The following is a 24566-nucleotide window of genomic DNA, read 5'->3' on the forward strand; positions in this document are numbered from 1 at the left end:
AGGGCGATTTGTATGCAAACAGGAGCACTAAAAGGGATGAAACCTTCGGTGATCATGGAGCAGTATAAGCCACAGTTTACCAAATCAGAGCATAAGATCTATACGTATTTAACAGCAAATGTGACGCAGGTAATCTACTTATCCCTCACAGAATTGTGTGAGGCGAGCGGTGTAGCAGAAGCGACAGTACTTCGTTTTTTCAGAAAGTTAGGATATAAAGGGTTCCAAGATTTCAAGTATTCTTATGCACAAGAGTTAGCGGCTGATGCTACGGTGCCAGAGCACGGTACCTATTTGGATAAAATCCGCAGTAATATGGTGAAAACTGTTGAAGATTCCGCAGCACTTGTGGATGAAAAGGAACTGCAACGGACTATCGAAGTGATGAAACAAAAAGACAATATTGTCATCTTTGGAGTGGGGTCTTCAGGAATTGCAGGACTCGATATGCAAAGCCGGTTAATGCGAATTGGTCGTCAAGCAACAGCTGTCATAGATCCGCATTTTCAAGTGATGCTCGCTTCTTCTTTGAACGAAAATAGTGTGGTCATCGCAATTAGTATATCTGGTGGTACAAAGGATATTGTCGATTCTGTTAAAATTGCAAAAGAGAAAGGTGCCACGATTATCGTATTGACGAACTACTTGAAATCTCCACTAAGCCAATATGCAGATCATATTCTACTCGGATCAGCGAAAGAAAACCCGCTGGATAGCGGGTCATTAGTATCGAAAATCGCACAGTTGTTTTTGATCGATGTACTTTGTACAGGATTAGCTGTGAAGGATGTAGAGAAAGCGGAAGAGATTCAGACCGAAATTTCCACAAATATCTCGACAAAGCTTTATTGATAACTAGTTGAAGAGGTTTACTCTGACACACTACATTATTTCTTTGAAGAAGGACCTATTACGGTCGTTGGCACAACATTGGATATGACGGATTTCCAGAGGTTTTGGTCTATGCCGTAAGCGTACGGGAATACATCGGCTGGCGTTCGAGTTAACAAATCTGATCCAAAAACTACTTCGGGCACTCCAACGTTGAATATTCCCTGGAAGTGGGTATTATCTTCGTTTGCCAGTATATAGTGCCACCAACCTTGTGGAACATTGACCACCTGTCCTGGGGTCGTACGATAATGTTGGAATTCCTTTGTGTCAATGTTCATCATGGAAATGGTAGCGGAGCCGGATATACAGTACGTAAGTTCAGATCCATTCGGGTGATAGTGAGGTTCGATGATACTGTCTTTACTTAGGAATATATCTAACACTGAGACGTCTTGAAGTGAATTCAATTGCTTGCTGCTTACGATGTTAATGTAATTCTTATTGTCTTTCACAAAAAACGGGTTGTTGTTCACGTCTGCAAAATAGTGAACGCCAGCACCATTATTTTTATTCTCTAAAGCCATTCATTCCACCCTTTCCATCTAAAGATGACTACCTAAGTCCATAGGCTCAATATAGGGTATGCGTCCTGCTTATTGAACGTTCCCTAGGAATCTGATGGGATCCTTCATACGAAAAGTTTAGGGGAGCGACTTTTTCGCAACGTTCATTTTTTAGAAATAATAATGGAACTTTTAAGAAGGTCATCCGACTACTCCTAATAGAAACAATTATTGAGTGGATTGAGGGGATTTTATGAAAAAATTAGCAGGAATTTTAGTAGTGTTCATGGCAGTCGTGATGGCGGCTTGCGGCAATCAGTCTTCGGACGAACCGAATCAGGACGAGGTATCTGAAGTGACTTTCACAGAAATCATTTCGAACATTAAGGACCAAGTTTCGGCAGAGTTGAAAGCGGAAGGTGTCGATGATTTGAGTCAAACCCTTCAAGAAGCGGATTTGAAAGATACAGAAGATGAAAACTCGGTGGCGGATATTTGGATTGAAAAAATGAAACTGAATCCAAATTTACTCGCACATGGGACAGTCATAGCTGCACTTATGAGCGTCAATGCAGATGAGATCATCTTACTGGAAGCGAAAGATGAAGACCAGGTCGATGAATTGAAGACTTCACTTGAAAATGAACTGGCTGGACAAGTTCAAACATGGAAGCAATACTTACCCGAGCAATATGAAAAAGTGAAGAACAATAAAATTGTCACAAAAGGGAAGTACCTATTGTATGTGACGTATACAAATCCAGAAACAATCGAGAAAGCATTCAACGATAGCTTCTGACAAACGTAAAAGGCACAGTGTGTGCCTTTTTCTAATTGGACGGGTGAGGGGGACCGCGCATGGTTTTTAGCAGCTTAACATTTCTTTTTTTCTTTTTGCCTTTAGCACTCATACTCTATTACATCAGTCCCCGGTCCATCAAAAACTTCACACTGCTTGGCGTCAGTCTCTTTTTTTACGCATGGGGAGAACCTATTTACATAGCATTAATGATTTTTTCTGCACTAACAGATTACATACATGGACGCATTATCGGACGGTTTAGAGAACAGCGGCCGCTTTATGCAAAACTGGGACTCGTGTCCTCACTCGTTATGAATCTAGCTGTTTTATCATTTTTTAAGTATGCTGACTTTCTAATTGGAAGTATTAACTCCATCATTGGAACAGGCATTGAACCACTGGATTTACCACTCCCCATCGGTATTTCGTTTTATACATTTCAAACAATGTCTTACGCAATTGATGTGTATCGAGGGAAAGTACGGCCACAAAAAAGGTTCGTTACATTTGCACTCTATGTCTCCTTATTCCCGCAACTGATTGCAGGACCTATTGTACGTTATGAAATAATCGAGAAAGAATTGATGAATAGGTCATTCCAGCTCAGTCAATTTGCAGATGGGGTTCGGATATTCATCATCGGACTCGGTAAGAAGGTATTGGTCGCCAATACGATAGGTCAACTGTGGACGAGTGTGGAAAGTCAGGGTGTTGCAGACCTTACCGTATTCGCTGCATGGCTTGGAATTATTGCGTTTGCATTCCAAATCTACTTTGACTTCAGTGGCTATTCGGACATGGCGATCGGTCTAGGGAAAATGTTTGGCTTCAACTTCCCTAGAAATTTCAATTACCCATACATCGCAAAGAATGCTTCTGAGTTTTGGCGGCGTTGGCATATTACTCTCGGTTCCTGGTTCAGAGATTACGTCTACATTCCACTTGGTGGAAGTCGGAAAGGGCAGTTTGTCCTCTATCGTAATTTGTTCATTGTCTGGGGATTGACGGGATTATGGCATGGTGCTAGTTGGAATTATGTGTTGTGGGGATTGTATTTTGGAGTATTGATCGGACTCGAACGCGCAGGTCTGCTCAATTGGCTGGAAAAACTCCCGCGTTTTGTCCAGCATGCTTATTTACTCATCGCCATCTTGTTCAGTTGGGTGTTATTCGTCTTTGAAGATATAAAAGAAGGATTTCGCTATGCCCAAGTGATGCTAGGCTTGGGAGGACGCCCACTCTACAATACAGCATTTCTATATGATCTTTATACGAATGGTATTTTGTTGCTGGGTGCAGGACTTTTATCAACACCGCTGTTTACTCTACTGTGGAAGCGGTGTGTTAAACGCAGTGAAATCATTCAAAATGAATGGATCCAAACAGCTTTACAAGTGATCTTTTTCATGTCGATTCTAACGCTATCGACCGCCTACTTAGTCGACGATTCGTTTAATCCATTTCTTTACTTCCGTTTTTAAGACAGTCTGAAATTTGAGCAAGACAGGAGGGGAAGAACTTTGAAACGATTGAATACCATAATGATTGTCGTATTCATCATTTTTATTAGTTCCATTGCCTGTATGAACCTGCTTACAGAAGACCAATCGTTTTCACAGGCAGAAAACCGCCCACTCATGCAATTTCCAAAAGTGTCTCTGGACAGGATCAGAACAGGAGCGTTTACAAAAGATGTAGAAACTTACTTGAGTGATCAGTTTGTTCATAAACGTTTTTGGACGAGCATCAAAGCATCTGCTCAAAAAACGATGTTGAAAAAGGATAACAATGGCGTGTACTTTGGGGACGATGGCTATTTGTTCGAGAAGTTTGTCTCACCTTCAGAGCAACTCGATGCCAATAGTGAGAGTATCTCAAAGTTTCTAGAGAAGACAAAAGGCGTTTCAGTGTATGGGTTACTCGCCACGACCTCTATCGAAATGTATCCTGAAAAGTTGCCAAAGTTCGCTCAAACAGCTAGTGAAACAGATGCTATTCAACGCGTTGAAGAACAAGTGAAAGGGGACATCGGCTGGATAGAGGCAACCGCTGCATTAAAAGCAGCAAAAGAACAGCCGATCTATTTCCATACGGACCATCACTGGACGACACATGGGGCGTATGTAGCTTACCGCGCGACAATGGAAAAGATGGGGATGACGTCACTCCCAACAGATGAGTTTACCATTCGGACTGTATCTGAAACCTTCAGGGGTACGTATGATGCAAAGGCAAATGACCCCTCAATTGCTGCAGATAAAATCGACGTGTTCGAGCCGAATTTCCATGTATCCTATGACGTCGATATAGACGATGGTGAATCGGAAAGGGATTCACTGTATGCATGGGAGTTTCTTGAAAAGCGTGATCAGTATTCGTTGTTTTTAGGTGGCAATCATCGTGCTGTGACGATCCATTCCAATGTGAAAAATGGGCGGAAACTAATGATCATCAAAGACTCATATGCTCATGCGTTAGTTCCTTTTCTAGTAAATCATTTTGAAGAAATCTATATGGTTGATTTGCGCTATGATCATCGGAGCATGGCGCAGATCGTTAAAGAGAAAGGGATTCAGGACGTATTAGTTGTCTATAACATCGCTAATTTTGCAGAAGACCAGAATCTGATTTGGCTACGTCAATAAAAGTGCAAAGAAAGGCCGAGACGTCGTTAACAGCGTCTCGGCCTTTCTCTCATTTATTTCACAACGAGGTGCTTATTTTGTTGCTTTCATAGATTCTTTTACTTCTTGAATCTGTTCGATATGTCGCAGCTCATGGTACCCGACGAATGGGATGTATTGTGCTAAGCTCATGTCACCAAACACAGGGTGGGGATAAGACTTAGCTTCTAGTTGCCCTTTAGGAACCGTAGATTCAATTTGTTCGAGTACTTTATGGGACGCTGTGAGTTTTTCTTTTAATTCGTCAAGTGTACAAAATGTATTTCCTGGCCTTGCAAAATCAGGCACTTCTACTTTTGTAGACCGATCTACAGCCCGTTCAATTGGTTTAGTAGCTGTTTCATGTTGTTCCCCTTTTGTAAGTTGGTTCTGAATGGTTTGGACGATACCGCCCTCCATTAAGTATAAGTGTTCAAGTACTTGACGGACTGACCATCTATCCTCTGAAGGCTTCCAATTGAGTTCTTCGTCAGTTAAATAGTTCACTTCTTGTAGTAATTTAGCGCGTGCTTCGTCATTGACTTTCATCGACTCACTCCTTAATTACGTCAGTACCTTATTATACCATTCTAGAGTGGGTGTGAAACATTCAGACTACTACATCAGCCAATTGGTTGTTCTGGTAGACGACGATCTTTTTTTAATATGGAGCCACAAAGCACAAGGAGACTGCCTATTGCGATAAATGTTAATGCTTCAACTGAATGGCTCCACTCGAATCCTTTGCCGAAAAATAACAAGTCCCTTAGACCGTCAATCATTGGACGCATAGGAAGCCAAGGATTGACCCAATCTTGATAGAAAGAAGACATAAACTCTTTTGGCATCGCCAGTAGCGGCAAACCAAAAAATAAGGTCAGAACAAAGATCGGAATACCTTTCATGCCTAGCCAGGAAAGTACTGCAGAAATCAGTAGGAAATACGTGAAATAGGCGAGTGAGATGAACAAGGCCGTATCTGAGAAATTTGGAATCGCAAGTCCAATGACGGAGTTTGCAAACCAAGTGGTCCAGAACCCTGCAAGCAATGCCATAATTGCACCGATTCCTATCGCGGCAGAGATCCCTGCTGACTTTTGTTTTCTTCCGGTTAAGAAACTCTTTTGTAGAGCAAAGAAGACGAGAACGGCTCCGCCGATACTAGCCATCCACACGGGTTGGAATAATGAAACTGGAGCGTTTCCATTTGCACTCTTTGTTCCAATCTGATTTACGTTGACCACTTTTTTATGGATGGGCTCCACAATCATTGCTGCTTGTTCTACAGTTAGTTTTGCGTCACCGGCACTAAGCGAACTCAACAGTTGAGTCCGAACACCTTCGTTAACTCCCTCAACGATGCCATCGAGTATTTGTCCCGCTGCATTGGCAGCCAGGGAGTTCATCCCTTGGTTAATGTACAGTTGTATCTCAGGTGACATGGGTTTGGGGGTCTGCAAAGATAGCTGGTTTTCACTGAAGGATTTAGGGATGACAAATGCAGCGTAATAATCCTTGTCTTTCATCCCTTTCTGAGCCTTGGCTAAACTGTCAACAGAGATCCATTTGACAGGTGCAACTTTACCTGGAACCGACTGTGATTGGACCCTTTCTATCATCTGTTTCCCCATATTAACTTGGGACTGATCGGGTAATGAGACACCCGTGTCTTCATTGACCAGTGCGATGGGCAATTCTTTTGGAGATGGACTGACAGATGGAATCATCGTTAGCGAAAAGAGCGTAATCACCGCTAAGATGATAATTGGGGAAATGAAAACTAGTTTATGTTTGAACACATTCATGGTAACTCCTCCTTTTAATGAACACTGTGTTGTGTATTCATCTCTGTGTATAGTATAATCAGTTGTAGGAAGCATGCAATCGTCATCTTTAAACAGTATGTTCATTAATGAACAGTAAGAGAGAAACTGTTCAAGAACTTCTTTAAAAGGAGTGAGTGAAATGGTTGAGAAAAAGATAGATCGGCGAATTCTCCGGACACGACAAAAAATTAAAGAGACTTTCGCACAGTTGATGGAGGAAAAAGGGTTTGAAGCGATGACAGTCCGTGATTTGACGGAAAGGGCGGATATTAATAGAGGAACGTTCTACCTGCATTATTTGGATAAATATGATCTTCTTGAAAAAAGTGAGGATGAACTTTTTGAAGACATGGAAAAAATTGCGGATGAAGTGTGGGGGAACTTGTCACTCAATCAATATGATCAGGTTAATTTGGATGAACCATTTCCTTTTATCATTCAGCTATTTGAATACATGGAAGAGAATTATGAGTTTATCCGGGTATTGCTCGGACCAAATGGAAATAGCGCGTTCCAGGTACGTGTAAAAGAAGTAATTAAAAAAAAGATGCTAGAGAAGTTCCTTAGATATACACAACCCGAAAAGATGCTTGTTCCTATGGATTATCTGGTCTCATACGTCAGTTCAGCCCACCTAGGAGTTATACAACAATGGCTTGGACGTGGAATGGATAGAACTCCACAAGAAATGGCACTTTTATTGTCTAATATCTCAAATTTCGGACCTGCTTATGTAGCAGGATTGAAAGAAATTATCGAAGAGAAAAAATAAGTAACAAGCTATTTGGGATAAGTCTGATAACAAAGTCCAAAATAGTGTACACATGAAGAAGGTGAAGAAATGGTGATCTTTGAAGTCATATTGCTCATGTTGAGCGCAGTTTTCCTTTCCAATATACTCAATCGGTTTTTACCAACGATTGCAATTCCGCTCATCCAGATCGTTTTAGGGATTGTACTAGCCATTCCGTTAACCAATCACTCTCTGGAGTTAAGTCCAGAACTGTTCCTGCTTCTATTCATTGCCCCGATCTTGTTCAATGATGGTGTGAATGTAGATAAAAAAGCAATTTGGCGAGAGCGTAAATCAATTTTGTCTCTCTCTCTAGGTCTTGTGTTTGTGACTGTCGGTTTGCTAGGCGCATTCATTCATCTGTTGCTGCCATCCATCCCATTAGCGGCTGCGTTTGCTCTCGCCGCTGCACTTGCGCCTACAGACGCAGTTGCAGTCAGTGCACTAGCAGAAAAAGTGAAAGTTCCCCACAAGATTATGCATACACTTGAAGGTGAATCTCTGATTAATGATGCATCAGGTCTTGTATCCTTTCAATTTGCAGTAGCTGCTCTCATGACAGGAACATTTTCACTGTTCCATGCGAGTACCACTTTTATAGTCATTTCAATAGGCGGGATTTTACTTGGCGCCGTGTTGAGTTTTTTGAAAATCGCGCTGATGAGACGAATTCGCGAACTCGGGATTGAAAATAGCACATCGTTTATTCTCATGGAGGTCCTCTTGCCATTTCTAATTTTTGTTATTGCAGAAAAAGTGGGAGTCAATGGGATATTAGCAGTGGTAAGTGGTGGTATTGTCCACTCACTCAGCTATAAGAAGTTGAACGTCGAAATTGCACAGCTGAATTTACTGTCCAAGAACACTTGGTCAGTTATCACATTTAGTTTGAACGGAATTGTTTTTGTATTACTCGGGACACAGATTCCGAATATCTTGCAAGCGATATTAAATGACCAACAACATAATATTATCACGCTGCTTGGCTATATTTTGGCCATTACAACAGTACTGCTCGGATTGCGGTTCTTGTGGATTGTCCTATTCAATAACTTCCAGAAAACGTCGGAACTTGTGAGCAAAAGAAGAATTAAGGATACTTTTCTTTATACAGTTTCTGGAGTAAGGGGAACCATTACATTAGTCAGTGTGTTGTCTCTTCCTTTATTTTTAAGTGATGGTACCCCGTTCGCGGGACGTGATTTGTTGCTGTTCATCGCTGCGGGTGTCATATTATTAACCCTGTTGCTGGCTAACTTCACGTTACACTTTTTTGCACCGAAGGTCGAAGGAACTTTATATCAACATGACCCTGAGTGGGAAATTGTGATGCTTCGCCAGGTGAAAAAGGAGTTAAGGAAAAATCGAACTAGCGAGAACAAGAGTGCAATCGGCAAAGTGATTAGGATGTACAACGATCGAATTTTTTCTCTCAGTAATTTAAAGGAAATGAACAATAGTGAGCGAAAACTACGCCAACTGATTATGGATTGGCAGCTGGAGAATACACGGGAGTTAGTAAAGCGGGATCGTATCCGTATCCAACTTGCATTCCCGGTTCTAAGAAGGTTGAACAAAAGACTTTATAAAATTACGAAAGAAAAAAAGTACAGAGTGAACGCGTTTTACAGCCGGCTTTTGAAAAGACATCTTCAAGGAATGCATTTGACACCGCTCACATCAGATCAACGCAAAGAACAGCGGATGATTCTTTTGCAAAGCAATGGTCAATTCATAACTGAGAAATTGAAATCACTTGAAGATGGTCAATTCTCAGCAGAGCTAATCGAAGCCTTCCTGTTGAATTATGAAAGAATGGGTGGCTATGGTTTACCAAGAGAAGCAGCTCATCATTTGCATGAGTGGATCGACTTTGCCCTTCATACTGAACGAAGTTACATTCAGACGGCATTTGAAAAAGGAGATATATCCAGAAGTGAGATGAGACGCTATCGAGAAAACCTGTTAGCGATTGAAAGTAGCATTCAACTACAGGACTGAACATTGAGGAAAAAAGGGCTGCCTGCAAGTCAGTATTTACTGACTTGCGGACAGCCCTTTTGTAATTAAACTAACTAGGGTCAAACAACTGGCAGTTCCTTCACTTACGAGAATGAACCAATTCACCCTGGACCCAAACGTCACGAATATTTTCAGGACGAACTAAATACATCATCTTTTGGAAAATATCGAGTAACGGCTCGTTAGGATCGAACAATGGAAGCTTAGCAGTTGGAATTGTCGTGTCAATACGCTGAACATCCCATGTATACCCTTCTTCCAGCCGCCCAATTGGCAAACTTAAACTTGCGCCACCACCAGCAGTAACTAAGTGGAATGCTTCTGCAATCGTTATGCGCGAATCTTTTACTCCGCGTTCTTCTGCAGACACGTCCGGATTGACACCATCTTCTAACATGCGTGAAGACATAACTGCTTGACGTGAATTATCATACAGACTTGGTGAAAACCCACCAGAAATATCTGATCCTAGGCCAATATCGACGCCCATACTAGCAAATTTTGCAATGGGAATTACACTGTTCGCAAAGTAGGCATTAGATACTGGGCAGTGAGCAATCGCACTACCGGTTTCAGCGAACAACTTTGCATCATCATCTGATAGGAAATTACTATGGGCCATGACAGACTTGTCCTGCAACAATCCGAAGTCGTTAAGCGCTTGTGCATCGTTCTTTCCAAAACGTTGCTGCACATGCTGATGGGCCCAATCACTTTCACTGCAATGTGACTGGATATGTGTATCATACTTAGCTGCAAGCGCACCAAGACCTTCAAGAACTTTATCTGTACATGTCGGGATGAATCTCGGTGTGACAACTGGATAGACGCCTTGCTTCGCCGTTTCGGCAATTTTCTTTACTTCGAGGATGAATTCCTCAGTATCTTGCAAAGCAGTCTGAGTGTCTGCGTCTCGATAAAAGTCAGGACACTCTTCAGCTAAATCCATAACCACTTTTCCAACTAGGCCGCGTTGTCCTTTCTTTGCACAAATGTCGGCAAGTAAGACACTGGCTTCTTTGTGAACCGTAGCAAAGTAAAGGGCAGTAGTAGTGCCGTTAGCTAGAAGCGTGTTCACTACATCTTCATAAACTAATTTCGCATAGTCGAGGTCTGCAAATTTCGCTTCAGAAGGGAATGTATACGTACTTAACCAATCATGAAGGGGAATATCCAGTGCTGTTCCAGCTTGTGCCCATTGAGAGGCATGTATATGCAAGTCGATAAATCCTGGAAGTAAATAGGACCCATCATCAATTTTTTGGAAAGAATGCGTATGTACATATTCATTGAGTACTTTGTCGTAATCGCCATGGTCAGGGCGTAAAATACGGCTGATTATGCCATGTTCGTCAATGCAAAATAGGCAGTCTTTCAAAACTTCTACCTCTTTTTGTGACTTGCTTGAAAATGCGGTAGCTAAGAAAACTTTTGAATACATAAACGTTACATCCCCTTTTTATCTAATAGAGACAATTATACCAGGACGGCTTCCCTATTTGTAAAGTCGATATCATTATAATACGCATTCTTCACGAGTAAGTTTGGACCAAGACAACGAACAGCTGGACAATGGCAGCTAACGGATTTCGCTAGTGGGTGCTGTTGCCATGCTTCATACATATCAGGGAGATTGCCATCTTGAATATTTCCAAGTGGTGGCACATCGCCGAAATCAGTCACAATGACATCACCAGTGAAGATATTAACGTTCAAGCGGGATCGTCCATCGGGATCGTTTCGAACAGACACGTTAGAGCTTGACCGAAGTTGAGCCAATAATTCCTGATCATCTATTGAGGGGCTGCAAGAATAGAAAGGCAGCGTTCCAAACAGCATCCAAGTGGAAGGATCACGGAATTGAAGAATCTCTTTTATCGCCGTGCGAGTTTCATCCAAAGAGAGGACTTCAAGTGTTGAAGCAAAATCACTCGGGTACATCGGATGGATTTCGTGTCGTGCGCACTTCATTTCATGTACTACTTGTTCATGGATTTTTTGTAAGTGAGGAAGTGTTCTGCGATTTAACATCGTTTCTGCAGAGACCATCACGCCTAAGTCTGCCAGTGCACGGCTGTTTTCAATCATCCGTTGAAATTGCTCTGCACGTCGTTCAAACGAAGGAACGCGTTCCATATTCGCGAACCCGCCTTCAGCGAAATCTTCAACAGTACCCCAGTTATGGGAAATGTGAAGAACATCGAGGAAGGGTGCGATCATTTTATAACGCTCGAGAGGCATCGTCAAATTGGAATTCATCTGTGTGCGAACGCCACGTTCATGTGCGTATTTAAGGAGGGGCAGGACGTATCGTTCAACCGACCGTTTGGAAAACATCGGCTCCCCTCCTGTTAAGCTGATTGTACGCAAATGAGGAATTTCCTCTAATCGCTGGATAAGCAACTCTATCGGAAGTGCGTCAGGATCCTTTGGCTGCAGCATATAGCCGACTGCACAGTGTTCACAACGCATATTGCATAAGTAAGTCGTGGTGAATTCAATGCTCGAAAGTACTTGATGTCCGTGGGTATCCACGTCTAAATAAGCTTCCCAAGGATCTTGGGAGATCATGTTTTTAGTTGAAATCATAGGTTAAACTCCTGTCTTCTAAATGTACGTAACTAAGTATGCGCTGAATGTGGAGTCGTTGCAATAAAGGAGACAATTGCCAGAACTTGTTGAAAATTCAAGGAGCGGGCGGTAAGGAGGAAATTCTATGAGGTGTATCCATCTTTTTTACTATTGGAAAATTATGAACACACATTCTATTGGAAAAAGTGATATTTCAATAGAAAACGGGTATTAGAAGGAAAGCCGTTAGCACAAAATTAGAAAGCAGGTGCACAGAATGAAACATGTGTTCATTTCATTCGTCATCCCTTCATATAACGAAGAAGGCAATATTTTTACTATGATGAAAGCATTGAATGGCATAATGGCGTTCAGTGGATTGTCTTATGAAGTGTTATTTGTCGATGATGGAAGCAACGATAAAACGATGGATGAAATTCGTGGGGCACTTATCGATTATCCAGAAGTTGAATACGTGTCTTTTACCCGAAACTTCGGGAAAGAGGCTGCTATTTTGGCAGGTCTTGAGTATGCAAAAGGGGATGCCGTGATTTTGATGGATGCCGATTTGCAGCATCCTGCAGAATTGATACCCCAATTAATTCGTGGATATGAAGAGGGATATGACCAGGTCATTGCGAAGCGAAATCGGAAAGGAGATTCTCCTATTCGGTCCTTGTTGTCGCGTGCTTATTATTGGGGAGTGAACAAAACGATCGATGTCGAGTTACATGATGGCGAAGGTGATTTCCGTTTGCTCAGCCGTCGCGCGGTCGATTCGTTGTTGCAACTCAGTGAAGGAAATCGTTTTTCCAAAGGGTTGTATTCATGGATTGGATTGGAACAGAAGACGATTTGTTATGATAATGTCACACGACAGCATGGTGAAACGAAGTGGTCATTTAAGCAATTGCTCAACTATGCAGTGGATGGTATCGTGTCGTTTAATACGAAGCCATTGCGATTGTGCTTCTATACAGGTTTGGTAAGCATGTTTTTAGCTATTAGCTATATTTTTATCACGTTAATTGATATCGCAAGAAACGGTGTAGACGTACCCGGTTATTTCACGACTATTTCAGCAGTCCTCTTTCTTGGTGGAGTCCAATTGTTATCCTTAGGCATAATCGGAGAGTATGTTGGACGGATTTACAATGAAACTAAAAAACGCCCGCATTACCTCGTTCGACGGACAAGCGAAGCGGTGAAAGGAAAACCAGTCTCTCATGCCAAAATTCGAAGTTCGTGAATTCATCACATTCGCCATTGTTGGCGTAATTAATACAGCCACCTACTATGCGTTTTACTTGTATGGATTAAAAGGGCTTGGATTAGCCTATATGATCTCTCATTTTAGTGCTGTCATTTTAAGTATGGTTATTTCATTTTTCTTGAATAGTTATGTGACCTATAAAGTGAAACCTACACTAAAAAAGTTTTTAATATACCCGGTGACTCAACTTGTCAATATCGTGGTGACTGCTGTGTTGCTCTACATTCTAGTAGACGGATTGCATGTGAGCAGTAGCATTGCGCCTCTGGGGGCGTTAATCATTACAGTTCCTGTGACATTCGTTGTGACTGGAAAGGTGCTGAAGGCGGCATGATGACTAAAAAAAGTTGGCTCGGACTTGTTGTTGTGAGTGTGATTACAGCAATACTTGCACACTGGTTCATGTTGTCAGAATGGATGCAAGGACGCTACGTGGTAGGTCCGAACGACGGCTTATCACAAATGATTCCTTTCAAACATTTTCTTTATGAATCCATGCGTGACGGGAACTTCTTTTACTCAGAACGTTTTGGCTTAGGGGGCGGAACTTTTTCACAACTAGGTTATTACTTTTCAACATCCATAGTCTTTTTACTAACTGCCTTAGTTACAGCAGTCTTAGAGTGGATAGGGGTTCTGACTACTCCTGGACTTCAACACTGGGCAGATGTAACTGTGTTTGTCAGTATCATTCGGCTGACTGTGATTCTGCTAATCACAACAGTTTTCTTTCGCTTAATCGGTTTGAAAACACGATTCGCCTATATCGGCGCAACTATTTATGGAGTTAGTATTTTGTACTTCCGCCATGTGACGTATTGGGAGTTCTTTGCAGATGCTATTATTTTTCTACCACTATTACTCATCGGTGCAGAACGGATTATGCGCTACGGGAAACCAGGTTGGTTCATTGCCGCGGTAGCACTCAGCATGATCGACAATTTCTATTTTGCCTATATTAATTTCTTGCTAACGTTGATCTACATAGTTTTTCGATGGATTATCCCTTTGGTTGAGGGTGAGTTGAAGCGGACGAAGCAAATCATACAATTTCTATTAGGTGGGGTGCTTGGAGCAGCAATCAGTAGTCCATTTTTTGTTCCGGCTGTTTACGGGTATTTGAATAACTTCAGACCACCATTTGAAGGGGACATTCCACTGTTCGATATGACGGAGAATATTTTATCCGATGGGAAGTTAGTGGTCTTACCTGCTATTGTGATCCTTTGCCTAATTCTATTTCCATTGTATAAAAAGAAAGCATTTGGGTTATTTGCTCTTATGACCGTATTGTTAGCAATTCTTCACGCATCTCCTGCAGTTGGAAGTGTGTTTAATGGGTTATCCGCACCACAATTTCGATGGGAACACATGCTAATGTTAGTTGCAGGTGGATTGGCAGCTGTCGCAATGCAGAATTGGAAGGAAATCTACTTGAAGCATGTAGTAATTGGGGCGTTCGGGACAATCGTGGTTTATTACCTATTTTCAATTATGGAATTGGAAGGTAAGCCAAGTTTGTATGCTGACAGTTTAGTTGTGATGGCACTGCTAACTTGTGCAGTTGCAATTCTTGCTGCTGTTCGGCAATTTAAACATTGGGATATTGCATTGTGGATCGTGATTATCGGTTCCAGTTTAGTCACAGTAAACATGTTTCAAGAGGAAAAGCTCACAGGAAATCATCAGAAAGTAGAGCAAGTTCAAGGACAAGGCATTCCGCAGTCCTTTTTCAAGAGTGAAGCCTACAACGGGGAAGAATCACGCGAACTGGTCCAGCAGTTGACGTCGCGTGAAAAAGATCCACTCACAAGAATCGATTGGATGATTGGTACACGCAACAACACACCGATTGTCCAGGACTTTTTAGGGACAAGTATTTACTCGAGTATTTTAAATCAGCACTTGCTGCATTTTTACTTAGACGACTTATCGATCGACATGGGACGAGAGAGTGTCAGTCGATATGCGGGATTTGGCGGACGAACGAACCTCTATAGCTTACTGAACGGAGGATATACGGTTCGTTCAGATAAGGGGAATCCGGTTCCGTTCGGTTTTGAAAAAGTCGCGCAAAAGGGTGATTTCAAAGCGTTTGAAAACGAACACCGTCTACCATTTGTCCGAACTACGAATACGGTCTATACAGAAGAACAGTTGGCGAAAAGTCCTGCGATTGCTCGGGAGCACGCGATGTTAGATGGTGTAATTTTGGATGGGTGGGATGAATCATCAGAATCTGTTCCAGTTGCGAAAAATGTAATGGACAAGGTGACCATTCATCCTATCCAAGCTACGTATGAAGATGACAAACTTGTAGTGACAGGAAAGAATGGCGGAATCGATTTAAAAGTGTCGGATGTCCGTCTTCTGAAAGAAGACGTGTATGTTTCTTTTCACTTAGAGCGCGCAACTTCAGACATAGGCTTTCAACTCAAAGTGAATGACTACAAAACGACACGTAAACGGTCGGATTCGATATACCGCACGCGTGTCAATGACATGACGATCCGGGTCCCATCTGAAGAAACGATTCGAATCCGTGTGCCTAAAGGGACGTATACATTAAGTGATTTAGCTCTTTACGCTGAGGATTATTCCACACTTCAGAAGGCTGAGCGGAAAGCCAAACAGACTTCTGAACCAATCGTAGAGTGGAAAGGCGGTCGTGTAATTGTACAGTTGGATAATTCAAATGGAGACAGTCTGGCGATCATGCCGGTTCCATTTGAAAAAGGGTGGACCGCTAAAGTGAATGGAAAAAAAGTGTCTGTGTTGAAAGCGAATTATGCGTTTACGGGTATACCGATAGTGGCGGGTACCAATACAATTGAAATGTCATATCGGCCCCCTTATTTCGGAGTATCTCTGGTTGTAAGTTTACTCGCGTTAATAGGAACACTCTTCTGGATGATTAGGAAAAAGAGAAACACCCCTTCCGCTAATTAATGCGGAAGGGATGTTCTCGTAATAGGCGATCTACTTATCGGATCTCTGGTAAATGATTTCTCGTCCTATAACCAATTCAACTTACTAGATGAAGTTCCTTACCTTATTCTGAAATCACGGAAAGTGCTCATAAACCATAGAAAACGCTCATAAACCTAGGAAAGTGATCATAAATCACGGAAAGCGCTCATAAACCTAGGAAAGTGCTCATAAACCACAGAAAGCGCTCATAAACCTAGGAAAGTGATCATAAATCACAGAAAGCGCTCATAAACCTAGGAAAGTGATCATAAACCACGCAAAACGCTCATAAACTCTGCAAAGTGCTCATAAACCACGCAAAACGCTCATAAACGCAAAGTAGCATCCCATCCAACCCCACTCGCGGAGTAAGCCAAACGCCAACTTCACACAATTTCGCGACCAATCAAGCACTTTAAAAACAAATTAAAGGGAGCTTCGCCTCCGCGAAGTCGTTTTATTGAAATATCCTAACAAAAACAGGAGCTTCCCATCACCGGGAGGCTCCTGTTTTCACTTAATTCATCACAAACGCAACCATCGAAACACTAGCTATACTCACGGAAATTACGCCGATAAACACCACATCCATCCGACTGTATGAAGTCGGGTAGAAGTAAGTTCGGGCGGCGCCCATCTGGTATTGTTTTGCCTCCATCGCAATAGCAATCCGCTGCGCACGGCGAATACTTTGTGCAAATAGAGGTACTGCGTATGCTTGAATCCGTTCGCCCCAACCCTTCATCCCACGAGAGAACGTAATGCCGCGAACTTTCAGTGCGTTACTCCGTACTTGAATCTCCTCGACCACAACAGGGAGCAAGCGAATCGATGCGATGAAACTGTACGCATATTTTGAAGGTAATCGGAATTGCTGCATCATCGCGTAAAAGAACAGTACCGGTTGCACAGTGAGTAGAAATGTAAAACCGACAAACCCGAATGTTAACGATTTTGTACCGAGTAGCAATCCGTGCTGTATGCTCTCTTCAGAAATTTTAAAGAGTCCCCATTGCCAGATCACTGTATCTCCTTTACCGAACAGCATCATTGTGAACGCTGAAGAGGCAAAAGAGATAATAAGTGGAATTGAAAGTAGTGCTAACTTTCGGATCGGATATCCACTGAATCCATAGAGTAGAATCCCGAATAGGACAGCTAGCCAACTGACAAAGGCTAAATTCCTAGTGAACAGCGTAAAGAGTAGCAGCAAAACAAAAATCATGAATTTCAACGCCGGATTCACTCGAAATAGCCATGTTTCTCGATTAGGCGTAAACCAAGCGGGCATCCGCAACACCCCCTTTACGCGTGCATGAAACGAGCTCTCCATCCGAAACTGTCCAAATATCTGTCGCGAAATGTGATGCGATCTCTAAATCATGTGTTACCATCACGATCGTCATGCCATTCCTCCGCAACGACTCCAACTTTTCTAGCATCCCGAACGTATTGCGAGCATCTTGACCGAATGTCGGTTCATCCAACAACAAAATGTCGGTGGATGAAGTTAGCGCAGTTGCGACGCTCAAGCGTCTCTTTTGACCAACCGATAACTGATAGGGATGGCGGTTACCTGAGACGGGTAAGTTGAACAGCTCAATCATTTCTTCTGCATGGTGATTCGCTTCAGTAGACGAAACACTCATCAACGAAATCGTCAATTCATCCGTAATCGAATTCGTTACAAACTGAAGTTCCGGGTTTTGGAAGACGAGCGATAGTCCAGCAGGAAGTGTTTTCCTACGCTTCTTTTGTACGATAGGCTCGCCATTCACTTGCAACGCACCTGACGTTTTCAATAACTGCATAAGAGAAAGCAGTAGCGAGCTCTTACCAGAACCGTTCTCTCCCAAAATCGTCACCCAAGAACCTTGGCGAATAGATGCGCTTGGCACGTGAATAACGGATTTCTTACCGCGATACCCGTTGAATTCCTCCGCGTGAAGAACTTCAACCGTACTTGTGGATGAACGATTCTCACTCAACGTCTTAAATACTTTTGAATTCAAATAGTCATCCCATACTCCTGGATACCAAATGCCATATCGAATGAGTTCTTCCTTATAATCTTTGAAAATCGAATCAGGCGGACCATCTGCTGCTATCTTTCCATCATCCGTAAACAGAACGACACGGTCAATCCACTCAGCGATCTGCTCAATCTTGTGTTCCACAATGACGACAGTCTGCTCAGCTGTTGCGGCTTGGATGGATGTCCAAATTTGCTTAGTACCTTCAGGATCTAGAAGGGCAGAAGGTTCATCCAAAAACAGCACTTCCGGCTCCATCAGTAGCACAGAAGCAAGGGCTAGCCGTTGTTTCATACCTTGAGAAAGCTCAAGAATTGGAGTGTGTAAGTCAGTTAGATGAAGGCCGACACGTTCCAGCGATGCAACAATTAGCACTTGCATTTCTTCGCGTGGCACGTTCAAGTTTTCCAATACAAATGCGAGTTCTTCATCTACATAAGGCATGCAAAATTGAGTGTCGGGATCTTGGAAGACAAATCCCCATGAATCCGGGAGCTCAAGTGCTTCTGCTTTCATTGGTAACTCAAAGGAATTCGGGACGATGCCACTGGCAACTTGCAGCAGCGTTGACTTCCCGCAGCCGCTAGGACCGAGCAACAGCACTTTTTCACCTTTACGAACTGAGAAGGAGAGGTCCTTGAATAACAAGGTTTCCTCTCCAGGAAACTTCAATCGCAACTTCGTCATACTGAATGCGGCTTCTCGATGATGTGTTATCGCAGTTTTCATTCAAATCACCTGTCCAGCAGCGAATACTCTTCTTTCGCTACCGGTCGTATGGATTGAGTAACACCTGTCGCTTCGAGTGCACGAACGATGAGTACTGCAAATACACCCGTAAAGATGAATGCACTAATTGCGCGCAATCCATATTTTACAACGAGCGCCCAAGTTTCCAAGTCAGCATATCCGTAAAACATGTCCAGCCCGAAACTCGCAGCACATGAGAAGACTCCTGCAACCCCCGCAATGACCATAGAGAACTTTCTATAACGGAATGCCGCAAACAGCAATTCTGCAGCTAAACCTTGAGCAAACCCGTAAATTAGAACTTCCAACCCATGTCCGATAAATGCAGAAAGACCTGCACCTGCAATACTGGCAATCAATGCAACACCCGGCTTACGGATGAGTAGAAATGCAAACACGCCAGTCATGAACCACATACCATAAAGCAGCTGTCGCGCAACAGGCATCATCGGTTTGACAACCGTATAAAGATCATCCCAAAACTTCATAAGGATCCCAAATACGACACCTACCATAATCGTAATGAGTAAATCGGTGAATGTTAACTTTTTCATGGAACTCCAACTCCTTTTTTGCTTGTGTTCTCACAAAAAAAGACCGTCTGAAAGCGCAGACGGTCGAGGAGTGGGTTCCCGGGTACCCAAATGATCCTCAGATCACGGCTCTCTACGCTGGCATTATCCAGATCAGATGCGGTCAGCAGCGGATTCGTCTGCTATCTCAGCCTGATTCACTCAAGCACCCGTACGGTCAGTTATGTAAGTGACTCGAGTATACAACAGTACAAATTTTCTGGCAACCTCTCTCTCACCTAACAGTTTAAGATACTACCTGTTCGCCAAAGCTATTTCTAAGCGTTTGCCGAACTTATCACGCCAATCGCCAGCGAGTGCTTCAATTGCTAGCACACGACGGAGTCCTTCGACATCTTTTGGATTGTGGAAATACGTTGTATTGGCTTCAAGTACTGTGACTCCATGGGGATCTTTTTTGTGTAACGTAATCTGAGCATCTGACCGAACAAGCCCCTCTTTTAGAACGCGGCATAAGTAGCCTGTGAATCCTGTCTGAATCATGCCCTTCATCGCTGGATATCCAAGTCGCTGATCAATTGTATTGCATGGGACTCTTCCTTGAGTTACTTGTATGATAGCGTCTCCTAAAGTAAAGATATCGCCAATACAAACCTCAGCTTCAGTCATTCCGGATGCTGTGATATTTTCTCCGAACGCAGCGGGAGGAAGTACACATCCAAACTCCTCATTCCATTGAGAATAATGTTCATGAGGATATAGACAAACCGCACGATCTAGTCCACCGTGGTGTTTTTTATCCGCTACATCATCGCCCTTGAAACCATCAACGGACAAGAATGCTTCTTCAATTGTTTCCTTACAAATGCCCGTGACGAGTTCTTTTCCTTTTGCAGTACTAATTTGCTTAGGTAAGGCCGTAGCTAGTGTCACTAATTGCATGTAGTCTCCTCATTTCTATTTACTCGGTTATGGATTAAGTATAACAAATGAAAGAAAGATTAACGACAGTATTCTGATAACAAAACGAATCCAAGAGTATGGGTCGACCAAATGAGTCTGAGCCCCTATAATAGGGACAGAAGTATTACTTCGTATGAAGAAATGAGGAACAAGAGTGAAGAAGGCAGTTATTTTCGATTTTGATGGAACGATCATTGATACAGAATCAGCTTGGTTTGATATCTATCAAGAAATCTTGAAGGAACAGCATGGCTTCAATTTGACGTTGGAAGAATTCGTGAAAGTAGTGGGGTCAACGGATGGAGACTTGTTTGATTTTATCGACCAATCGTTGGATGTACCAATGAATCGCACTGTTTTTTATGATCAGGTCAATAGCCGGTTTGAAACAATTCGGGAACAATTGGCGTTGCGGGAAGGGTTTTTAGAGACTGTGAAGCAATTGAAAGAACGTGGTGTGCTCCTTGCAGTTGCGAGTAGTTCAAATCGTAATTGGATTGAAGGATTTCTCAATAAGTATGGCTTGATAGAGTACTTCCCCATTATAGTTTCAGCGGACGATGTTGAAGAAGTGAAACCGAATCCAGCGATTTACAACGTGGCATTGAAACGATTAGGTGTTACGGCAGATGAAGCAATTGCAGTGGAAGACTCCTATAACGGATCGATTGCGGCAATTAGCGCAGGTGTGCATTGCTTAATTATCCCGAACGATGTGACACGTTCTTTGTCGTTCCATGAAAAAGGTCAGCTCATTGAGTCGTTTGCTGATTTTGACTATCGGCTATTGGAGCAATAAATAGAGATGTCGAAAGCGTTCTATCCGAAAATGGATGGGACGCTTTTATTTTGGTGAATTTAGGGAAAGAGACATGTAAACAGAAAAGTCTTTCGAACTTTGAAACTATTACGGTGAACATTCGTAAGAGAAGAAAGGGAGTGATGGACGTGAAAAAGATATTGTTAAGTGTTGTGATGTTGGTATTGCTGATCGTTTTCCCGATTCCAGCATTTGCAGATGACTTCACAATCAACGATTTTAAGATTGATGCACACCTAGAAACGGATGGGAATGTACAAGTGAAGGAACTGTTGACATACGAATTCGATGGTGACTTCAATGGGATCACCCGTGATCTATATCCGAAAAAAGGTAGTGAAATCAGTGACCTTCATGCTGAAGAGAATGGGAAACCCCTAAAAATCGAAGGGAAGAACGGCAACTATAAAATTCATCGGAAGGCAAAAGATGAGACTGTCGCTATTGAATTAACCTACACAATTGTAGGAGGTGTAGAAAAATACGCGGACATGGCACAATTTTATTGGCCATTTTTTGATGACCGTAACGAAACGGACTTTGAAAACGTAGTGATCACCGTTCGACCACCTAAAGCAACGGAAGACGTGATTGCGATGGGGTATAATGCAGCCCGTGGATCTGAAGTGACGGATGAAGAGGGAACGGTTGTATTTAATCTCGGTGAAGTATCAGCTGGGACAAATGCAGATGTACGTGTAGGTGTTGACGAAGCACTGTTTCCAGGAGCTGTACGTACAAGTGACAAACAAGTACGACCCGAATTGGAAAAGGAGCAAGCGTCACTCATAGCGGCTCAAGCTCGTTTTGACAAGATGCACAAGTTATCGGGGAAGGTGGCGCCATTCATATTTGGAGGTGCTGTACTGCTATTGCTTCTTATAGGTGTATATGTCAAGCAACTAAAAAACAAACGTCGAGCGATAGCAATGATGGATTATCCGGAAGCCTATTTTGTTCCAGAGGCGATTATGAGCTTGCCTTCAACGCTTAGATACACGGTGCCCCATGTGAAAAGTACACAAGTTCAAACAACTGCATTATTAGAACTTCTTCGAAAAGGATACATTGAAAGAGAAGGAGAAGATGCATTTCGTGTAATTAATCGGGATACGGAGTATGAGCACGAACGATTACTCATTGAATGGTTATTCGATGGTTTTGGCAGCGGCGATACGTTTTCCTACAGTGATTTGGAAGTGTTGGAAGGAGACAAACTATCAGTTCAACAGGAAGTCACTAAATACAATAAATTGCAAATTGCCTGGGAGAAGTCTATTTATAAGGAAATAGATGAGAACCAGTTGAAGGGCGGCGGTAAAGGAGTCCGTGTCTTATCCGCAATAGCAGGATTTTTACTGATCGCACCTATGATTGCATTTGGAATCTATAACCAACCTATGTGGCTATTGTTTTTAATATTCCCTAGTATCATTCTCGTACTATTTGGGTTTTTGTACGGTCCGAAAACAGTCAAGGGACATGGGCTTCAGTATCAATGGGAAGATTTCCAGAAGCGATTGCCAGAGGTGACAGAATCAGATTTGAATGAACAACTTGATGATGACCAGAAGCGTGCGGTGATTTTTGGGATTGGTACAAAGACAATAGATGAAAAGAAATTGTTTTCAACAGATTCCACATACGAACGAGGGGGTGTTTTGCCGATTATGTACTACTTCCCAATCGGTACGCTTGCATACACGCAATTGAATCGGGCAGGTAGTGCAGTTGCTGCATCGACAACATCTTCATCATCTGGGGGAGGAGGCGGCGGAGTCGGAGGCGGCGGTGGTGGTGCCGGAGCTTTTTAATGCGCGCTGACAATAGTTAGTCACAACCAATGTATTCGTTAAAACAATTAGCTAGGTAACCTGCCATAACCGTGATAAGATGAAGAAATATATTATTTTGGATCGATACTGGCTGTAGGAGCGTATTTTAATGAAAAAACCATCCCTAACTTTATGGTTGTTGCTAACCAATTTGCTCATTGCTTTCTTAGGCATAGGTCTTGTGATTCCCGTCATGCCAACGTTGATGAATGAATTGCACCTCTCGGGAAAAACAGTCGGCTATTTAGTCGCTTTCTTTGCAGTGGCACAGCTTGTAGCGTCACCGTTATCGGGACGTTGGGTAGATTCAATTGGACGGAAGAAAATGATTGTCATAGGATTAGTCATGTTCAGTGCATCTGAACTATTGTTTGCTATTGGTCAAACGTTATCGGTGCTGTTTGCATCCCGAATTGTCGGTGGGATCAGTGCAGCCTTCATCATGCCAGCAGTGACAGCGTTCATCGCAGATATCACGACAAATGAAACTAGGGCGAAAGCGCTTGGCTATATGTCCGCAGCGATTTCCACTGGCTTTATCCTAGGACCAGGAGTAGGCGGATTTCTCGCGACTCTCGGTACCCGGGTTCCGTTTTTCTTCGCGGCGGGTCTGGCACTATTTGCCGCAATCTTCTCGCTAATTATGTTACGTGAACCTGACCGTCAATATGAACAAACGATGAATACGAAAAAACCGGGGTTGACTCGGGTTTTTGCGCCCATATACTTCATCGTTTTCCTTCTGATTTTTGTCTTATCATTCGGACTTGCAGCGTTCGAATCCATTTTTAGCCTGTTCGTCGATCACAAGTTTGCGTTCACACCTGCAGATATTGCGATTGTTATTACGGGAAGTGGAATTGTCGGTGCCATTGCACAAGTTGTCCTGTTCGACCGACTCGCAAAACGGATAGGTGAAAAGAAGCTCATTTACTTGTGCTTAGTTTTATCCGCTATTTTAGTTGGAGCGATGACCGTAGTGAGTTCGTATTTTGCGATTTTAGCAGTAACGATGGTCGTATTTGTCGGATTTGACCTGATCCGTCCAGCGGCGACTTCCTACTTATCTAAAATTGCTGGGAATGAACAAGGCTTTGTTGGAGGGATGAACTCCATGTTCACGAGCATCGGGAATATGATCGGCCCGATCGTAGGAGGAATTCTGTTCGATATTAACCTGGACTATCCTTTCTATTTCGCAACAATCGTTCTCATAGGAGGAGCTATACTCGCATTCGTTTGGATGCGTAGACCTGACGTAACAAAAGACCCTATACACCAGCCGTTGTAAGCGGTGGATGTATAGGGTCTTTTT

21 protein-coding genes and 1 riboswitch are annotated in these 24566 nt (G+C 42.7%); of the genes, 12 read left to right on the plus strand and 9 right to left on the minus strand.

The window, feature by feature from the left end; translation table 11 throughout:
- Positions 1–12: 12 nt before the first annotated feature.
- Positions 13–852, plus strand: a complete 840-nt coding sequence (locus DVB69_RS14940; protein WP_116019912.1) for a MurR/RpiR family transcriptional regulator — start codon at positions 13–15, stop codon at positions 850–852.
- Between the two features lie 35 nt (positions 853–887).
- On the opposite strand, the gene DVB69_RS14945 is transcribed toward DVB69_RS14940, so the two are convergent.
- Positions 888–1418: a cupin domain-containing protein gene (locus DVB69_RS14945; protein WP_116019913.1), complete on the minus strand. Its 531-nt coding sequence runs from the start codon at positions 1416–1418 to the stop codon at positions 888–890.
- A 232-nt stretch (positions 1419–1650) separates the two neighbouring features.
- Between DVB69_RS14945 and DVB69_RS14950 the strand changes: the two genes are divergently transcribed.
- The 3 genes from DVB69_RS14950 to DVB69_RS14960 are packed head-to-tail and all read left to right on the plus strand — an operon-like array spanning position 1651 to position 4844.
- Complete coding sequence (locus DVB69_RS14950) at positions 1651–2196, plus strand: DUF4358 domain-containing protein (protein WP_116019914.1); 546 nt, start codon at positions 1651–1653, stop codon at positions 2194–2196.
- Positions 2197–2255: 59 nt separating this feature from the next.
- Entirely contained in the window at positions 2256–3680 is a 1425-nt protein-coding gene (locus tag DVB69_RS14955; RefSeq protein WP_116019915.1) for an MBOAT family O-acyltransferase, read from the plus strand.
- 39 nt (positions 3681–3719) lie between these two features.
- Positions 3720–4844, plus strand: coding sequence for a DHHW family protein (locus DVB69_RS14960; RefSeq protein WP_116019916.1), 1125 nt, complete (start codon positions 3720–3722; stop codon positions 4842–4844).
- A 72-nt stretch (positions 4845–4916) separates the two neighbouring features.
- Here the strand turns inward: DVB69_RS14960 and DVB69_RS14965 are convergent, their stop codons facing one another.
- Together DVB69_RS14965 and DVB69_RS14970 are read right to left on the minus strand one after the other, a co-directional pair.
- Positions 4917–5411, minus strand: a complete 495-nt coding sequence (locus tag DVB69_RS14965; RefSeq protein ID WP_116019917.1) for a DinB family protein — start codon at positions 5409–5411, stop codon at positions 4917–4919.
- A gap of 74 nt (positions 5412–5485) precedes the next feature.
- Positions 5486–6661, minus strand: a complete 1176-nt coding sequence (locus tag DVB69_RS14970) for a YhgE/Pip domain-containing protein (protein ID WP_116020004.1) — start codon at positions 6659–6661, stop codon at positions 5486–5488.
- A gap of 166 nt (positions 6662–6827) precedes the next feature.
- Here DVB69_RS14970 and DVB69_RS14975 point away from each other — a divergent pair, with 166 nt between their 5' ends.
- Both DVB69_RS14975 and DVB69_RS14980 read left to right on the plus strand, forming a co-directional pair.
- On the plus strand, positions 6828–7460 hold the full coding sequence (locus DVB69_RS14975; protein WP_116019918.1) for a TetR/AcrR family transcriptional regulator: 633 nt from the start codon (positions 6828–6830) through the stop codon (positions 7458–7460).
- Positions 7461–7529: 69 nt separating this feature from the next.
- Positions 7530–9482 (plus strand): Na+/H+ antiporter, encoded by a 1953-nt coding sequence (locus tag DVB69_RS14980; protein WP_116019919.1) that lies wholly within the window; start codon positions 7530–7532, stop codon positions 9480–9482.
- A gap of 100 nt (positions 9483–9582) precedes the next feature.
- Here the strand turns inward: DVB69_RS14980 and guaD are convergent, their stop codons facing one another.
- Positions 9583–10944, minus strand: coding sequence for a guanine deaminase (gene guaD / locus DVB69_RS14985; RefSeq protein ID WP_116019920.1), 1362 nt, complete (start codon positions 10942–10944; stop codon positions 9583–9585).
- Between the two features lie 35 nt (positions 10945–10979).
- Positions 10980–12092: a radical SAM/CxCxxxxC motif protein YfkAB gene (gene yfkAB, locus DVB69_RS14990; protein WP_116019921.1), complete on the minus strand. Its 1113-nt coding sequence runs from the start codon at positions 12090–12092 to the stop codon at positions 10980–10982.
- 259 nt (positions 12093–12351) lie between these two features.
- Here yfkAB and DVB69_RS14995 point away from each other — a divergent pair, with 259 nt between their 5' ends.
- From DVB69_RS14995 to DVB69_RS15005, 3 genes are read left to right on the plus strand one after another with little or no spacing between them, the layout of a single operon-like run.
- Positions 12352–13323, plus strand: coding sequence for a glycosyltransferase family 2 protein (locus DVB69_RS14995; RefSeq protein WP_116019922.1), 972 nt, complete (start codon positions 12352–12354; stop codon positions 13321–13323).
- Complete coding sequence (locus tag DVB69_RS15000) at positions 13301–13681, plus strand: GtrA family protein (RefSeq protein WP_116019923.1); 381 nt, start codon at positions 13301–13303, stop codon at positions 13679–13681. The genes DVB69_RS14995 and DVB69_RS15000 overlap by 23 nt, the downstream gene beginning before the upstream one ends.
- Positions 13678–16296, plus strand: a complete 2619-nt coding sequence (locus tag DVB69_RS15005; protein WP_116019924.1) for a YfhO family protein — start codon at positions 13678–13680, stop codon at positions 16294–16296. Before DVB69_RS15000 ends, DVB69_RS15005 begins: the two co-directional genes overlap by 4 nt.
- A 538-nt stretch (positions 16297–16834) precedes the next feature.
- On the opposite strand, the gene DVB69_RS15010 is transcribed toward DVB69_RS15005, so the two are convergent.
- From DVB69_RS15010 to DVB69_RS15025, 4 genes are all read right to left on the minus strand, one after another.
- Entirely contained in the window at positions 16835–17608 is a 774-nt protein-coding gene (locus tag DVB69_RS15010; protein WP_116019925.1) for an energy-coupling factor transporter transmembrane component T family protein, read from the minus strand.
- A complete protein-coding gene (locus DVB69_RS15015) occupies positions 17586–19079 on the minus strand; it encodes an ABC transporter ATP-binding protein (RefSeq protein ID WP_116019926.1) in 1494 nt (497 codons plus the stop codon). Before DVB69_RS15015 ends, DVB69_RS15010 begins: the two co-directional genes overlap by 23 nt.
- 5 nt (positions 19080–19084) lie before the next feature.
- Positions 19085–19654 (minus strand): ECF transporter S component, encoded by a 570-nt coding sequence (locus DVB69_RS15020; protein WP_116019927.1) that lies wholly within the window; start codon positions 19652–19654, stop codon positions 19085–19087.
- Between the two features lie 92 nt (positions 19655–19746).
- A riboswitch (TPP riboswitch) is annotated at positions 19747–19856 on the minus strand.
- A 71-nt stretch (positions 19857–19927) separates the two neighbouring features.
- Positions 19928–20575 (minus strand): MOSC domain-containing protein, encoded by a 648-nt coding sequence (locus DVB69_RS15025; protein WP_116019928.1) that lies wholly within the window; start codon positions 20573–20575, stop codon positions 19928–19930.
- A 175-nt stretch (positions 20576–20750) separates the two neighbouring features.
- On the opposite strand from DVB69_RS15025, the gene DVB69_RS15030 reads away from it, so the two are divergent.
- The 3 genes from DVB69_RS15030 to DVB69_RS15040 all read left to right on the plus strand — a co-directional run bounded on the left by DVB69_RS15030 (position 20751) and on the right by DVB69_RS15040 (position 24542).
- Positions 20751–21395 carry an HAD family hydrolase gene (locus DVB69_RS15030; RefSeq protein WP_116019929.1) on the plus strand — a complete coding sequence of 215 codons (645 nt, stop codon included), beginning with the start codon at positions 20751–20753 and terminating at the stop codon, positions 21393–21395.
- 149 nt (positions 21396–21544) lie between these two features.
- On the plus strand, positions 21545–23230 hold the full coding sequence (locus DVB69_RS15035) for a DUF2207 domain-containing protein (protein WP_158541107.1): 1686 nt from the start codon (positions 21545–21547) through the stop codon (positions 23228–23230).
- 130 nt (positions 23231–23360) lie between these two features.
- Positions 23361–24542 (plus strand): MFS transporter, encoded by a 1182-nt coding sequence (locus DVB69_RS15040; protein ID WP_116019931.1) that lies wholly within the window; start codon positions 23361–23363, stop codon positions 24540–24542.
- Positions 24543–24566: the final 24 nt, after the last annotated feature.

It is taken from the genome of Sporosarcina sp. BI001-red (assembly GCF_003384035.1).
In the GTDB taxonomy this organism is placed as follows: Bacteria; Bacillota; Bacilli; order Bacillales_A; family Planococcaceae; genus Sporosarcina.

Bases quoted from the DNA above. Each gene is read 5' to 3' on its own strand.
- DVB69_RS14940 (WP_116019912.1), top strand. From the start codon at position 13: ATGCAAACAGGAGCACTAAAAGGGATGAAACCTTCGGTGATCATGGAG.
- DVB69_RS14945 (WP_116019913.1), bottom strand. From the start codon at position 1,418: ATGGCTTTAGAGAATAAAAATAATGGTGCTGGCGTTCACTATTTTGCA.
- DVB69_RS14950 (WP_116019914.1), top strand. From the start codon at position 1,651: ATGAAAAAATTAGCAGGAATTTTAGTAGTGTTCATGGCAGTCGTGATG.
- DVB69_RS14955 (WP_116019915.1), top strand. From the start codon at position 2,256: ATGGTTTTTAGCAGCTTAACATTTCTTTTTTTCTTTTTGCCTTTAGCA.
- DVB69_RS14965 (WP_116019917.1), bottom strand. From the start codon at position 5,411: ATGAAAGTCAATGACGAAGCACGCGCTAAATTACTACAAGAAGTGAAC.
- DVB69_RS14975 (WP_116019918.1), top strand. From the start codon at position 6,828: ATGGTTGAGAAAAAGATAGATCGGCGAATTCTCCGGACACGACAAAAA.
- DVB69_RS14980 (WP_116019919.1), top strand. From the start codon at position 7,530: ATGGTGATCTTTGAAGTCATATTGCTCATGTTGAGCGCAGTTTTCCTT.
- guaD (WP_116019920.1), bottom strand. From the start codon at position 10,944: ATGTATTCAAAAGTTTTCTTAGCTACCGCATTTTCAAGCAAGTCACAA.
- yfkAB (WP_116019921.1), bottom strand. From the start codon at position 12,092: ATGATTTCAACTAAAAACATGATCTCCCAAGATCCTTGGGAAGCTTAT.
- DVB69_RS14995 (WP_116019922.1), top strand. From the start codon at position 12,352: ATGAAACATGTGTTCATTTCATTCGTCATCCCTTCATATAACGAAGAA.
- DVB69_RS15000 (WP_116019923.1), top strand. From the start codon at position 13,301: ATGCCAAAATTCGAAGTTCGTGAATTCATCACATTCGCCATTGTTGGC.
- DVB69_RS15005 (WP_116019924.1), top strand. From the start codon at position 13,678: ATGATGACTAAAAAAAGTTGGCTCGGACTTGTTGTTGTGAGTGTGATT.
- DVB69_RS15010 (WP_116019925.1), bottom strand. From the start codon at position 17,608: ATGCCCGCTTGGTTTACGCCTAATCGAGAAACATGGCTATTTCGAGTG.
- DVB69_RS15015 (WP_116019926.1), bottom strand. From the start codon at position 19,079: ATGAAAACTGCGATAACACATCATCGAGAAGCCGCATTCAGTATGACG.
- DVB69_RS15020 (WP_116019927.1), bottom strand. From the start codon at position 19,654: ATGAAAAAGTTAACATTCACCGATTTACTCATTACGATTATGGTAGGT.
- DVB69_RS15025 (WP_116019928.1), bottom strand. From the start codon at position 20,575: ATGCAATTAGTGACACTAGCTACGGCCTTACCTAAGCAAATTAGTACT.
- DVB69_RS15040 (WP_116019931.1), top strand. From the start codon at position 23,361: ATGAAAAAACCATCCCTAACTTTATGGTTGTTGCTAACCAATTTGCTC.